8 protein-coding genes are annotated in these 15,151 nt (G+C 60.7%); all 8 read left to right on the plus strand.

The window, feature by feature from the left end:
- The first annotated feature begins 137 nt into the window (after nucleotides 1-137).
- Nucleotides 138-542 carry a 4'-phosphopantetheinyl transferase superfamily protein gene (locus tag FQ755_RS31810; RefSeq protein ID WP_144160610.1) on the plus strand — a complete coding sequence of 135 codons (405 nt, stop codon included), beginning with the start codon at nucleotides 138-140 and terminating at the stop codon, nucleotides 540-542.
- A 549-nt stretch (nucleotides 543-1,091) separates the two neighbouring features.
- Complete coding sequence (locus tag FQ755_RS31815) at nucleotides 1,092-1,979, plus strand: MOSC domain-containing protein (protein WP_144160613.1); 888 nt, start codon at nucleotides 1,092-1,094, stop codon at nucleotides 1,977-1,979.
- 339 nt (nucleotides 1,980-2,318) lie between these two features.
- On the plus strand, nucleotides 2,319-2,771 hold the full coding sequence (locus tag FQ755_RS31820; RefSeq protein ID WP_144160631.1) for a Fur family transcriptional regulator: 453 nt from the start codon (nucleotides 2,319-2,321) through the stop codon (nucleotides 2,769-2,771).
- 1,532 nt (nucleotides 2,772-4,303) lie between these two features.
- Complete coding sequence (locus tag FQ755_RS31825) at nucleotides 4,304-4,549, plus strand: MbtH family protein (RefSeq protein WP_144160616.1); 246 nt, start codon at nucleotides 4,304-4,306, stop codon at nucleotides 4,547-4,549.
- A gap of 11 nt (nucleotides 4,550-4,560) precedes the next feature.
- Nucleotides 4,561-5,334: a thioesterase II family protein gene (locus FQ755_RS31830; RefSeq protein WP_260858973.1), complete on the plus strand. Its 774-nt coding sequence runs from the start codon at nucleotides 4,561-4,563 to the stop codon at nucleotides 5,332-5,334.
- A gap of 27 nt (nucleotides 5,335-5,361) precedes the next feature.
- Complete coding sequence (locus FQ755_RS31835) at nucleotides 5,362-6,816, plus strand: iron-containing redox enzyme family protein (RefSeq protein WP_144160622.1); 1,455 nt, start codon at nucleotides 5,362-5,364, stop codon at nucleotides 6,814-6,816.
- A 202-nt stretch (nucleotides 6,817-7,018) separates the two neighbouring features.
- Entirely contained in the window at nucleotides 7,019-8,068 is a 1,050-nt protein-coding gene (locus FQ755_RS31840) for a YqcI/YcgG family protein (RefSeq protein ID WP_144160625.1), read from the plus strand.
- 148 nt (nucleotides 8,069-8,216) lie between these two features.
- Nucleotides 8,217-15,151: non-ribosomal peptide synthetase (locus FQ755_RS31845; protein ID WP_144160628.1), on the plus strand; the 6,935-nt coding region annotated here is incomplete at its 3' end.

Raw genomic sequence — 15,151 nt, forward strand, 5'->3', positions numbered from 1 at the left:
CCGACATGCCAGGCACCAACGTCTCTCTGATCACCTGCTGCTTGAATTTTCGCGCGTACGTGCGACGGGGATGGGCTGCGCCCCCTGCGTTCGACATGGCTGACTGGCTCCGTTGATCTGAACGCGCTCATCATGCTTTGGAAAAGTCAGCATGGCGAAACGGTCGGGCCGAGCCGCTTACTGACTGGCACGGGCTGATTGATCTGGTCTGCTCGGAGGAGGAGCGGTGGGCGTTGATGGTCGAACCGGTATGGCTGCAGCGACAGAGTTTTTTCCGATGCTGGACCGCCAAGGAGGCGCTGCTGAAAACGCTGGGTCTAGGCATTACGGAGGGCCTGCGTGCGCTGAAAATCGATCCTGCTGGAGATGGTCTCCGTCGGCCAGTCGTGAATGGGGAGGTAGTCTTTGCCGGTGCTCGGACATTGCAGTACCACTGGCTGAACGATCTTCCCGGTTACGTGGGTTGCGTGGCGTTTGGGGAGGGGAACGGAATTCGCACCCGCGAGACGGAAGCGGCGATCGCCTGTGCGCCGCTGGATTGAGGCAGAAAGCCGTGAATCCGCGTGAACCGCGAAAAAAGGGGGGGCGTTGTCACGCTTACCGCTACAGCGTGACGGGGAGGGCCTGACATCTGCTCCCAGGGGCACAGCAAAACAGCTTGGCAGCGAGGACCTTCTGAAAGGAGTCGCCGCATTGAAATCCTCCATAACGCAGCGCGCTATGTACTGAGCCTGGCGCGGCTCGGCACACTGATCCTGAGGAAGTAGCACGTCGCACCGGGTATTGTGGGGACCACCTCAGCAGAGGTGTTTGGCCAGCCAGCCGATGTGAGCCTGCCCGCGCGCAAGACTAGACCCCTTCGATGCGCGAGCGGGCTGATACTCAACGCCAGCTACGCCGTCTTTTTGCGTATCCCCGAAACGTCGGGCGAGTGGCACCCGCACGCATCATGGACGAACCATCTCCAGGTATTGCGGCGACAGGGGCGATACAGTCATCCTGATGAGAGCGCATCTTTGAGCGTTGCGCCTTGGCGGAATGAGTGCACGCGTGCGATAGAATCGGGCGGCTCATCCATTTTTCCATTGCCCATGCCTGTCCTGAGCGCCCTCTATACTTATCCGATCAAATCCTGCAGAGGGATAGTTCAGGGCGAGGCGAGCCTCACGTCAATCGGGCTCGCCTGGGACCGGCACTGGATGGTAGTTGACAGCGATGGCCGGTTCGTCTCGCAGCGCGAATATCCGTCCATGGCGCGCATCGTTCCGATGCTGACGGAGGCAGACCTATTGGTTCATGCGGCGAATATGCCCATGCTGTCCGTCTCACTGGACATCGGGTGCGGTCGCAACCTCCGTCAGGTCACGATCTGGAAGGACCACCTGCCAGCTCTTGACGAGGGCGATCTAGCAGCACAGTGGTTCTCAGAGGTCATTGGAGTGAGCGTCCGGTTAGTGCGTTTCGATGACGCTGTTCAACGCCGCGTGAGCGCACGTTGGACTGGCGGCGATGCCGCGTTCACCCAGTTTGCGGACGGTTTTCCGCTGCTCGTGACGGTGCAGGAGTCGCTCGATGAGCTCAACGCGCGTCTGCTGGCGAAAGGCGCCCCTGCGCTCCCGATGGACCGGTTTCGGCCCAATCTGGTGCTCTCGGGACTCGAGGCGTACGACGAGGATTTTCTCAATACCATTTCCATCGGCGCAGACGGTGCGATTGTCCTGCGTCTGGTCAAGCCATGTGCCCGGTGTCCGATACCGACAATCGATCAGGCGACGGGCACACGCGATTCGACGTGGCCGAATGAACCGCTGGATACGATGGCCGTTTATCGCGCGAATCGTCTGGTGGATGGTGGCTTGACGTTTGGGCAGAACGCGATTGTCGTGCATGGTGAGGGTCAGCGGCTTCGAACCGGGACCGACCTCCGCTACGAGTGGAACTTCACGGAAAATAGCTCAGGTGCCGGCGTTGAGGGCTGACGCGGTTTCCACGTGGTGTCCGCCTGCTCTGCTGATCGCCGCGGGCTCTCAACGCGGAGGTACGCGAAAGCGAATGCGAGTCATTTTCATGTCGAGTGTCGTAGGCGGTACATGTGGGAATAAAAATCACTCCTATTCCGTTATAACCGGTGAGCGATCGCATCCAGAAGCGCATCGCGGCGGTTCGAATATTAATGGACACGTTAGAATCGACGCCTTCGGAGAGCGCGAAGGGCGGAGTTCGCCGTGGCTTGCGAGTTCGGCACGTGTAGTGAACCATCGCAGTGATCGGTTGTTCTAACTATTTCCCCACCCAACGGATTGATGTGAAACATGCCCATGCAGGATATTGAGCAGACACTTCAAAGTGCAGGATTGAAGGCGACCACACCCCGCGTGAAGGTCCTGGAGTTTTTCCATGGCAGCAAGCATCGGCACTTCAGCGCGGAGGAAGTGTTCCGCCATCTCGTTGAGGAAAAAATCGACATTGGGCTCGCGACTGTATATCGGGCGCTGGCCCAACTGGTCGAAGCCGGCATATTGTCCAGCGGCACCCTGGGTTCCACTACCGCCGTGTTCGAACTGAACGAGGGCAAGCGTCACGACCATGTGATATGCCTCAACTGTGGGCGGGTAGACGAGTTTTTCGATCCCTTGATCGAAGCGCGACAGAAGACGGTCGCGGAAGAACTGGGCTATCTGCTGTCCGGGCACCACCTTGTCCTGCACGGCTATTGCCGGGATTGTCGCCCTACAAAATCCAGACCGGAGGGCAAAAAGGGTCGGGGATAACGACCGCTCCCACAGCTCGCTCGCATCGGCGAGAGTCCGCGGGAAGAATCCGCGTTTGAGGCGCTGGGACCTCTGGCGCTACCCAAGGACGTAATGCCGATTGCAACGTCTGTATTCGGAATCCGTTACAGGTGGTCAATATAAGGTCGGGTGACGTCGAGCTTTAGGATGCATCATTAAGATGACACGTGCGCGGGTTGCGCCGGTTATGGGACATGCTACGATGGTTTCGCTCCCGTCTCCCGGTTCCGGATGAATCGAGTCGCAATCGTGGCGACGGGAAGTCCAATCATTGCTATGGATAACATGATTCGGCATCCTGAATTTACGAGCTAGCGTGAAAATGCTTGATCCATTTGACGCGGATATAGTCCAGGCAGTCTCTTCGTAGAGCGCATTGAGCAGGCTGCCTGTACACTCCATCGGTGCGACCCGCGCCCCCCTTGGACTCGGGCCTCGTGCATAAAGCGAGATGGTCTCGTTATCACAGTCGGTTTAGCGCCTGTGATGGCGCTCCGCCAGCATCGCCTCGGACGCAATCCGTCGATGGAGTGTCGTGTCGAGTGGTAACTCACCACACGCCCCTGCAGCTTGTTGAGGACGGGTATTTGCCCGTGCGATCAGCGACTGCCTCGCTCTTGCTGTGGTGCAGGCGTTCAGATATCTTTGTTGCAATCGGCCATTTCAGCAGTATCTTTGTGACCTGCCGGAAGAAAGGTTGTCGACCATCGGATCTTCTGGCTCCGCCAGTTCGACAGCGGGCTGTCTGCTGTCCTCGACGTCAGGGGTGGCATTCTCACTCATTCGCTACCGTCGTACCCCTCCGATTGCTCGCAGCGTCGTGTCAACGGCTGCATACGCAAAGCGATTCACGCCATCCGCAATGAGGGCAAACCGCGAGGACGCGCGCTCCGCGGTCGCCTTGTCGGCACACTACGCGTTGCGCTCGAACGGCCAGATTGATGACGTAACGATGTCGTTTGCTCCAGATCGCACTCGCCTGTCACATGTGGTCGCGTGGAGAGACGGGCCGAATTACGATAAAGGGAATCCTAAAGGGTAACGAATCCGTCACAACTGCTTTCTACGATAGACCAGTGGTGATGCGAGAGGGGCATTTCAGTCACGGTGGTATTGATTTCTGTTTATTTGAGAAGTGAACAGTAATTTTGCCAATCGCCGGGTGTGGAAGTACTCGATATTTCTATTGCAAATATCACCAGGCCGTTGTCTCGAACCTTGCTGCCAGCATGTCTCGTGCCCTGATCGCACAAGGGGTTGTATTCAGGGCGCATTGCAGAAGACATACGAGAAGGCCGGCGTATCGGCGTGAATTCGAAATGGTCGTGACGCGCAGATGGAAATGCCTTGACAATCGATCTTGTGGGGCCTAATTTTCATCTGTTGATTGAGAATAAGTCTCATTAATTGGGCGGGAACAAGCTTATGCGTTCCGTTCATAAGGCCACGGCCGTGACGTTCGAAATGTCCGGTCGCGAGGACGATGTTGCTACGCGCGCAGAGGATACGAAATGAGCTGGGACGACGAAAACGCTGAATTCGAAGTGGTGATGAATCAAGAGGAGCAGTACTCGATCTGGCCGAGCTACAAGGAGATCCCCGGCGGCTGGCGGGCAGCGGGCAAGAAAGGTAAGAAGGCTGAGTGTCTGGCGTATATCGAGGAGCACTGGACAGACATGCGCCCGGCCAGTCTGCGAAAGGCGATGGACGCGGGCGGCGCCGCGCAGGGCCAGACCGAGCGGGCATCGTTGCACTGATGAGCAGCGGAATGATCCGATCCCCATGGGCTGTCGACACACTCAACCTGTTTTGCCTTCCCTATGCGGGTGGAAGCGCTGCGGTATATCGCGAATGGTCTACCCGACTACCGCAGTGGATCAAGCTGGTGCCGTTGCATATGCCGGGGCGCGGTGCGCGTCACAGCATGAAGCCGATGCACCGCTGGCCGGAATTGCTCGATCTCCTGGTCGAAGACGTTCAGCCGTATGTGACATCACCGTTCGCAATCTTCGGACATAGCATGGGTGCGCTGGTGGGCGTTGAACTCGCGCATGCGATTCGCGACCGCTACGGCCTGTCGCCGGTATGGTTCGGCGCATCGGCCTGCACGGCTCCAAGCCGTCGAGAACTTGAGTTGCACTGGCTGACCTGTCCGGAGCAAGAGTTCCTGGATGAAGTGCGTTCGTTCCAGGGGATGCCGGACGAACTGCTCGGGAACCGGGAATTTATGGAGCTCGTGCTGCCTTTTCTTAGGGCGGATTTTCACCTGTGTGGCAGTTACGAATTCCGGCAACGCCTTACGCTCAACTGTCCAATGCTTGTGCTCGGCGGCGCGGATGACAGCGAGATAGCCGATGACCCGTTAAAGCTTGCGGCCTGGGCTTCGGAAACCACTGGCGTCTTCGAGCAGAAGGAACTTCCGGCTGGCCACTTCTTTATCAACACCCATCGCGACAGGGTCATCGATCTGGTTGTCGACAGCCTCGCGAGGGCGTTTCATTCACGCGGGCAATCCGGCGCGCGACAGCGATCGTGCGCCTGACAGCCAGCGTCTCTCGTGGAGGTGTATATGGTGGACAAGTCGTCTCCGCTTTTCGATTTCGCCCCTTACCTTGGCCAGCGCGAAGAGGTGATCGGGCTGATCCGGGAGTTCGCATCGCATCACGCGTTTCGCAGCGCAACCGTCGAGGAACTGGCGCTTGAGGAGGATTTCTATCGGCGCCCGTTGCGTCCGGAGGACCTCGAGTTCCTGCAGTTCAAGAAGCCTGTGCCGGCAGAGCGGGTGAGCCGGCTGCCAGCGCTGGCGACCCAGCGGTTGTTGCTGAGCCTGAACGAAGTTGGCGTGGCGCGGCTTCCGCGGCTTGACGTTGAGGGAGAGTTTGCGCGCTTCGATGCGTTCTACGGCGAACGCAATCAGGTGCTGGGTGCCCGCATCCGTCCGTTTCTGGAGCACTACGGTTTTGCATTCCTTGGCAACGAGGCGCAACGTGGCGAGGCAGCGACGACATACGTCGAGCGGCTTGGCAGCGTGATCGACGACGAAAAGGCGTTCTGGGCAGAGATCTTCGCCCTGCTCGTGCGCAACAACTATCTGGTGGAAGGTCTGCGCTTCATCATGATTCAGCGCTGGAGCCTGGCGCCGTCCCGGCGCGTTGCGGTCGAGCGGGCCGTTGCATCGGGCTACTTCAACAGCGTGATGGGTGATGACCGGCCCGACCTCGCGACGCAGACAACGGATGCGTTGCTCGCGCGTGTTGCGGAGTTTGTTGGTGTGACGCGCCGTGAGCATTCGTACTGGCAGTTCTATCTGCCCACAAGCATGGCGAAGAGCAATTTGTTGTACGCACTGGGCTCGCGACCCGACCGTGCATTTGCACTGCTTGGTGCAGCTTTTGTCGCGGAAGCGGAGGCGATTGCATTTTCGGCCGCGTTGGCAGAGGCGTGTCCCCACCTTGTGTCGCCTGGCGTGACACATGCCGATGCGACGGCCGCCGCCGAGCGCCTCGTCTCGCGGTTTGCGCGCGCGCTGGTGCAGATGGAAAGCCGCTTCGGCGGCGAAGGAATCTTCCGGACCGGCCAGGGGGTTGCCGTGGCCGAGAAAATGGCTGAGCGCGCACGTTGGGATCTGGGCGAGCAGTTGAAATGGTTGTCAGCGCTGGAGCGCTTTGTCCAGTTTGCAGAGAAGATCGACAAGCGCATTGCTGACGAGTGCCCAGATATCGACCGAGAGACGTTTGTTGAGCCGCGGGACATGTGTTCGACCACGCATGTCCATAACGACCACCGGCTGGTGGTGATCAGAAGTCGAGGTGAAGCACCAGGGGCGCCCCAAATGTGGTTCTGGGGGAACCTTGGTATGCGGCACGAAATGAAAGAGGGGGACAAGGTGCTGATTCCTGACGGACGGCTGCATGGCTCGACCGTGGTCTGTGAAGAGTGCACGTACGACCAGCCAATCATTCCCGAAGAGTGGATAGAGGAACTTTTGCGGGGATTGCCCGCACGTGTGACGGCAGCGGCATAGGTCTCTGCTCGAATAGTGTCGCGAACCGGATGATGTCGCCAGGAAAGTAACTGCCCAGCCCCGTTCTCCAAAAGGACGATCCGGACTACTAAGTGAAATGAAGATGGCTTGTATAAGACAAGCCGGGGGCTTTTTTTGCTGATCGCATCCGCTTTCGCACAAACGCGAAGCCCTGATAAAACCGTTTCTGATGGAGAGGGTCATGCAGGCTGACGACAACAGTGGTACCACGCTAGAAAGCAGGAAACGTCCGGTAAGTGATTGGCGTACCCGCATCATTCTCAAGGAGAACGTCGGGCTCACAGGCTTTCCCGAATGGTTGGGAAGCTCCTATGAAAAGCTGCGCTCGCTCGTTATGCACCCGGAATATCCCTGCTTTTTCGGTACCCTCGCCGAACGGCGGGGTGAGATGTTCTATTCCTATGTTCCGAGCAAGGATATCAGCGGACTACCCGCAACAATGGCGACGTTTGCCCGCTTGGCGAACCAGCCTGAGTATCGCAGGAATAACATTGCGATTTTCTTCGAACCGGATTCGCAGCCACTGTCGCATCAGGCCTATCACGATTACTTCTGGGGTGCGCTTCAGCATCTGCACAATACGGACCCGCACCCCGAAGCCGACTTCCAGCCGGATCCGGACGACGAGGCATGGGAGTTCTCGTTCGGTGGCTTGCAGATGTTTGTGGTTTGCGCCTGTCCGTCGTTCAACAAACGACACAGCCGCAACCTCGGGCCGGGCATGGTACTGCTTTTTCAGCCGCGCGCCGTTTTCGTCGACACGATTACCAACAAGGTGATCGGCCGTGAAGCACGTAACCAGGTGCGCGAGCGTCTGCGTGCGTGGGACCAAGTGGAACCCCATCCGGATCTCGGCTTTTACGGAGATCCCGGGAACCTCGAATGGAAGCAGTATTTCCTCGCTGACGAAAACCTCCGTGCAGCCGGCCGGTGCCCTTTTCTCAATCGCGCAACGCGGGCTGACCAGTCCCGAAACGGTTCACCGACCGCTCAACCGGGGTTGACGGCAACGGATACCGGTGACGCAGCGACATCATCCTCCGCTTCCCTCGGTGGGGTATCGGAGCCCCCCTTCTGGAGCGACGTTGGCCGGGAGCCGACCCACGGCGTCGGCCGGGTACGCCAGCCAGACGCCGGACAGTCATCGGGGGATGCGGAGAAAACCGGACACGTTCAGATGAGTGGGGTCCCGGTTGCACGCCTTCATCGCAAGCAGACTGCGGATGAGTAAGCCGCAAGCCTCCTCGGGGAGACACGAGGCGAGACATAAACCGTGAGGCCGCCGGTGCTCGACGCATCTACCGGGACGGCATACGGTGCTGGAACACATCGTCGTTGCTGTTGTGGCGGCGACTGCCCTGTATTGAAAAGGTGAAGACATGGACGTGCGTAAGAAGTCTCCCGCGACACTCGCGGCGTTGCTGGCAGAACGGGCGACCGAGCACCCTGATCGCGTCGCGTTGCGATTTCTGGGTGATGGCGAAGCGCTCACCGATACATTGACCTATGGCGAACTGGATCGGCGGGCGCGTCGCCTGGCGACGCGTCTCCACGAAGCAGGTGGCGCCGGGGAGCGTGCGCTCCTGCTGTATCCGACTGGCCCACAGTACATTGTCGCGTTTCTCGCCTGCCTCTACGCACGCGTGATTGCAGTTCCGGCCTATCCTCCGGAGACCGTGTCGACCCAGCAACTGGACCGCGTCCTGCGGATCATCGGTGATGCCCGACCGAAGTTCCTGCTGACACAGGCCGACATGCTCGCGCCGCTGGAGACGTTGCGTCGGGGCTACCCGGCACTTGGACAGATCACCGTCATCGCGAGCGACGCGACAGGACAAGACGGCGCAATGATTGAGGCGGCCGATATTGCTGCGGGCGAGCTTGCGTTCCTGCAATATACGTCAGGTTCGACCTCGCAACCGAAGGGTGTACAAGTCACGCATGGCAACCTGCTGGCCAACGAGGTCGTGATCCGCGAGGCGTTCGGTATCGACGATGGCGACACAGTGGTGAGCTGGCTGCCATTCAACCACGATATGGGCTTCATCGGGGGCCTACTGCAGCCGCTCTTCAGTGGCATATCGGCTGTCCTGCTCTCTCCCCAGCATTTTCTTGAGCGGCCAGTGCGATGGCTCAACGCGATCAGCCAGTTCGGCGGGACCGTGAGCGGTGGTCCGGATTTCGCCTACCGGCTTTGTGTGGAACGCATCCCCGAAGAAGCGCTTGCATCGCTTGATCTGAGCACCTGGCGCATTGCATTTTCGGGTTCTGAACCGGTCCGGTTCGATACGCTCAGAAATTTCTCGCAGCGGTTCGCCGACTGCGGCTTCGACGCTTCTGCGCTCTATCCGTGCTATGGCCTTGCCGAGGCGACGCTTTTCGTCACAGGTGGTGCGCGTGGCCGTGGCATTCGCTCGGCCAGTTTCGACGCGGACGCACTGGCGTGCAACGAGGCGATCGAGCGGGAAGATGGGCGCACGCTCGTCAGTTCGGGCAGTACCAAAGCGTTGCACACGGTCAGGATTATCGATCCGGCTACGGGCGAGGCATTCGATGACGGGCGTGTTGGTGAGATCTGCGCAAGTGGTCCGAGCATCGCGCACGGGTACTGGAAGAACGAGGAGGCAACGGAGTCGATTTTCGTCGTAAAGGATGCCGCAACGTGGCTTCGTACGGGGGATCTTGGTTTCCTCAAGGACGGCGAGCTGTATGTGACCGGACGGCTGAAGGACATGATCATCGTCCGTGGCCAGAACCTCTATCCGCAGGATATCGAGAACGCCGTCGAAAGCCAGGTGGAACTGGTGCGCAAGGGGCGTGTCGCGGCGTTCCCGGTCGAGATTGACGGGCAGGAGACGATCGGCATCGCCGCGGAAGTCAGCCGTAACGTCCAGAAGCTGGTCGCTCCCGACGTGCTGGCGCGGGAGATCCGGGCGGCGGTTGCACAGGCGCACCGGGAACCACCTGGCGTGATAGTGCTGCTCAACCCGGGGGCCATTCCCAAGACCACGAGCGGCAAACTGCAGCGCGCAGCCTGCGCCAATCTTTGGGAGAAGGGGCAGTTTGACAGCTTCGCAGCGTTCGTGAACGGCACCCCGTTGTCGGCTGCCGGGATTAATGGCGAGCTGGCTGCGGAACAGCCCGCAGACAGCGACGTCGAGCTGCTCGTGGCTGAAGCTTGGTCGGAGGTCTTGGGCGTGAGCCAGATCCATCCGGACGAGAGCTTCTTCGCGCTAGGCGGCAGCTCGCTCTCGGCGGCCCGGATCGCAGCGAGAATCCAGGACCGCACCGGCCGTACACCTGAACTGAAGGCATTTTTCGAGACCCCGACCCTGCGCGGATTTGCCCACGCGTTCGCCGCGCAGGCAGCGGTGCAGGGGCAGACGCGCGTGGACGTGATCCCGGCGCGCAGCGACCAGAGCGTTGCGCCGCTGTCTGCTGGGCAGCAACGCATGCTGTTCCTGTGGCAGCTCGATCCGGGCAGCGCGGCCTACAACGTTTCGGGCTCGCTGCGTCTCGAGGGCGATCTGGATCTGGGTGCGCTGCAGAAGACTTTCGCAGCGTTGAAGGAGCGGCACGCGGTCCTTCGGACCACGCTCGTCGAAGAAGGCGATACGGTCATCCAGAAGATTTCCGGCGACGCCTCGTTTGCGTTACCGCTGGAAGACCTCGACGACGCATCGACACCGGACCGTGTCAAGGCAGCCGTGCAGGCGGAGAGTGAGAAGCCCTTCGACCTTGTCGGCGGCCCGTTATGGCGCGTAAGGCTATTCCGTGAAGCGCCGGCTGTTCATACGCTCGCCGTGACCCTGCATCACATCATCTCCGATGCATGGTCGATGAACGTGCTGATCGACGAGTTCGCGACGTTGTATTGCGCATTTGCCGCCGGAACGAAACCGGCCCTGCGTCCGCTGCCAGTTGATTATGCCGACTACTCGGCCTGGGTGAAGCGTCGCCTCGAGGGCGGTGAGGAAGCGAAGCAGATTGCGTACTGGCGCTCGCAACTCGGCGACGAGCACCCGGTGCTGCAACTGCCGGCAGACCGGCCCCGGCCGTCCTCGCGCACCTTCGAGGGATCCGGTGTTTCCGTGGCGCTTCCGGACGAACTGGCCGCGCGGGTCCGCGCATTTGCGACGGGACGCAACACGACGCTGTTCGCGGTTCTGCTCGGTGCATTTTCCGTACTACTCTCGCGCCTTTCGGGCGCGTACGACCTGCGCGTTGGCGTGCCCGTCGCAAGCCGCGCCCGTACGGAAGCGGAAGGCATCGTTGGGCTTTTCGTCAACACGCTGGTCATCCGTTCGCATGTCGCACCTTCACTGAGCTTCCTGGCGCTGACCAATGCCGTGCAGCGTACTGCGCTTGAAGCGCAGTCGCATCAGGACGTACCGTTCGACCGGCTCGTGGAGGTTCTGCAGCCTGAGCGTATTCCCGGACAGAATCCGCTGTTCCAGGTGATGTTCAACCATCTGCAGCGTGACTTCAGCGCCTTGTCGTCGGTTCCTGGATTGCATGTCGAAGCATCGCTGCAGGATGCGGCCATCGCGAAGTTCGATCTCGGACTGAACACGGCGGAAACGGCTACGGGTGCCGTATCGGCCACCTTTGTCTATTCGACCGACCTCTTCGACCGGGGCACCGTCGCACGGATCGCGGATGATTTCATCCAGGTGCTCGACACGGTCACACGCCGTCCGGACGGCCCGCTGGGCGGGCTCGAATTCTCAAACGAGGCGCAGAAGAAACAACTGCTTGCATGGAGTGGTGTGGATGCCGGACCCGGTGAAGCGGGATTTGTCCATCTCCAGTTCGAACGGCGGGCGCTGGTTACACCGGATGCTGTTGCGCTACGGCGCGGTGAGCACGTCATGACCTACGCCCAACTCAACACGCGGGCGGAGCAGATTGCGGCTGCACTGCGCAGTGCAGGCGTCGAGCCGGACAGGCCCGTCGGCGTGTCGATGGAGAGGTCGTTCGATCTCGTGGCGTCGCTGCTGGGTGTCCTGAAAGTGGGGGGAGCGTACCTGCCGCTCGATCCCGACTATCCGCTCGAGCGGCTCGCATACATGATGGAAGATTCGGGTCTGTCCATCGTGCTGACACAGGGCGACATCGCAGAACGGCTGACGCCCGCGCCCGGTGTAGGGTTGATCAATGTCGACGCGCTTCCGGATGATGGCGAACCTGTCCGGAAGGTGCCCGTCTCGCTGCATCCGTCCAGCCTGGCTTATGTGCTTTATACGTCCGGCACCACGGGGCGTCCGAAGGGTGTCGCGAACACGCATGCCGCGATGCACGCCCGTCTCGCATGGATGCAGTCGGAGTATGGTCTCGGTGAGGGAGACACGCTTCTGCACAAGACGCCGCTTGGGTTTGACGTCGCCGTCTGGGAAATCTTCTGGCCGCTGATGGTCGGGGCGCAGGTGGCGATCGCGGAGCCGGGCGATCACCGCGATCCGCGCACTCTTGCGCGCCTGGTCCGTGAGTATGGCGTGAGCGCCATTCACTTCGTGCCGTCGATGCTGCGCCTGTTCGTGTCCGAGGAGGAAGCCGCCCGCTGCCATAGTCTGCGTTACCTGTTTTCCGGCGGCGAGGCATTGAGCGCCGAGCTTCAGGCGAAGGTGCTCGGTACATTCCCGGCGGCGCGGTTTGATAACCGTTACGGGCCTACGGAGGCGCTGATCAATGCGACGTACTGGACCTGCCGCGTCGAAGACCGCGCACTGGTGCCTATCGGGCGGCCGATCCCTGGCAGCCAGATTCATATTCTCGATGCTGGCTTGAATCCGGTACCGGTTGGCGCCGAGGGCGATCTTTACATCGGGGGCGACATTCTCGCCCGCGGTTATGCCGGCCGCCCGGCGTTGACCGCCGAGCGCTTCTTGCCAAATCCGTTCGATGGCCGGACGGGCTCGCGCCTGTATCGGTCCGGTGACCGGGCGAGGTGGCGTTCCGATGGCGTCGTCGAATATCTCGGGCGCGATGATGATCAGGTGAAGATCCGGGGCTTTCGTATCGAACTGGGCGAAATCGAGCAGTCGCTTGCGGCATTACCGGAGACCCATAGTTCGGTGGTGGTCCCGCGAAGCGGGCCGGGCGGTAGCACGCGTCTCGTTGCCTACGTTGTGCCCAACGGGCCTGTCCGTCTGAACCAGGTGCGTGAGCGGCTGGCAGCGCAACTACCGGAATACATGGTTCCGGCGAAGATCGTTGCGCTCGACAGCCTGCCGTTGATGCCCAACGGCAAACTGGACCGCGCTGCACTGCCCGATGTGGAATGGGATGTGGAGGGTAGCGTGATCCCGGTCACGCCGGTCGAGATCGCGGTTGCTCGGGAATGGGAAGACATCCTGCAGGTGAAGGGTGTGGGCCTGACTGACAGGTTCTTCGATCTCGGTGGACACTCGCTGCTCGCCACGCAGGTCGTGACGCGCTTGCGCAGGCAGTTCGATATCGACTTGCCCCTGCGAGCGGTCTTTGAGGCGCAGGATCTGGCTGCATTCGCTGCGCACGTCCAGCGCGAAATCGATGAAGGTCGCCGAAGCGGTCAGCCGCCACTGGAAAAAGTGGACCGCAGTGAGCCGCTGCCGCTTTCGTATTCCCAGGAGCGGATGTGGTTCCTGTGGAGCCTCGAGCCGGAAAGCGCAGTCTACAACGTCGGCGGCGCGGTGCGCCTGACCGGTCCGCTCGATCTTGCTGCGCTCGATTGCGGCCTGCAGGCAATGGCGGCCCGCCACGAGGCGTTCCGCACGACATTCCAGAACGTGGGCGGACAGCCCGTCCAGCAGGTTGCCGCAACCGCGGACCTTCGGATCGAACGGATCGACATGTCCGCGCTGCCGGAGAACGAACGGCAGGCACGTGTGCAGATCCAGGCACACGAGGAAGCCCACCGTCCCTTTGATCTCGAGAAGGGCCCGCTGATCCGCCTGAAACTCGTCATACTGGCCGATCAGGAGCACGTCCTGCTCGTGACGGTTCACCACATCATCGTCGAGGGATGGGCGATGGAGGTGTTTGCGCGCGAATACATTGAGCTTTACCGCGCTCACGTGGAAGGGCGCAGTGCGACGCTCGAGCAGCTTGATATCCAGTACGCTGATTTTGCCGCGTGGCAGCGCAAATGGCTCTCGGCTGGCGAGGGCGAGCGCCAGATCTCGTACTGGAGGAGCGCACTCGGGAACGAGCACCCGGTGCTCGACTTGCCCACGGATCGTCCCCGGACTCCAGTACAGACCTTCCGGGGCGATTATATTCGTTTCACCCTCGACAATGATCTTTCTCAGTCGGTCCGGGCGTTCAGTCGTTCCCGGGGCCTTACTCTTTTCGTGACCGTTGCGATCGCGCTTTTCATTCTGCTTCGACGTTATTCGGGGCAAAGCGACCTACGCATTGGGTATCCGGTGGCCAACCGGATCAGGCCTGAGTTTGAGCGGCTGATCGGCGCGTTTTTGAATACCCAGGTGCTGCGCTGTGAGATTCCCGACGAGATGACCATTGCGGAGCTTGTCGAGCTCGTTCGGCGGGCTGCCCTTGACGCCCAATCGAATCAGGATGTCCCTTTCCATTCGATTGTTTCCGCAGTGCAGGTCGAGCGGAGCGCGTCGTATGCTCCGCTGTTTCAGGTGATGTGCAATGTGCAACGCTGGGAGTTCCAGCAGGAACAAAATATCACGCCCGATCTGAAGAGCGAGTTCCTGCCAAACGATTCGCGGACATCGAAATTCGATCTGATGCTGGATGTGAGTGATCTGGCCGGCGAACTCGGTTGCGTGTGGACCTACAGCACGGATCTTTTCGATCGCAACACCATCGATCGGATGAGTCGTCACTGGGTAAGCATTCTCCGTCGTCTCGTCGAAGCCGACGCGGGGGGTGGTGCCCACTCGATGGATCATAAAGCGGTTGATCTCGCCATCACGACCGAACACGAACGGCGGACTTTGCTTGCCTGCGCGCGCAATGACGAAGTGTATGAGGACGTGGGGCCGGTGCACGAGCGGATTGCGGCGCAGGCGCGTGCGACGCCGGATGCCACGGCGGTCGTCTTTGGCAACGAACAGGTGAGCTATGCGCAGCTGAACGCGCGGGCTAACCGTCTGGCGCAGCATCTGGTGAAGCTGGGGGTGGGGCCGGAGGTTCGGGTGGGGATTGCGGTGGAGCGGTCGGTAGAGATGGTGACGGGCCTGCTGGCGATCCTGAAGGCGGGCGGTGCGTATGTGCCGCTGGACCCGGGCTACCCGGCGGAGCGGCTGGCCTACATGATGGAGGACAGCGGGATCGGGCTGCTGCTCACGCAGTCGCATCTGGT

The organism is Paraburkholderia sp. BCC1885 (assembly GCF_900996235.1).
Lineage (GTDB): Bacteria > Pseudomonadota > Gammaproteobacteria > Burkholderiales > Burkholderiaceae > Paraburkholderia.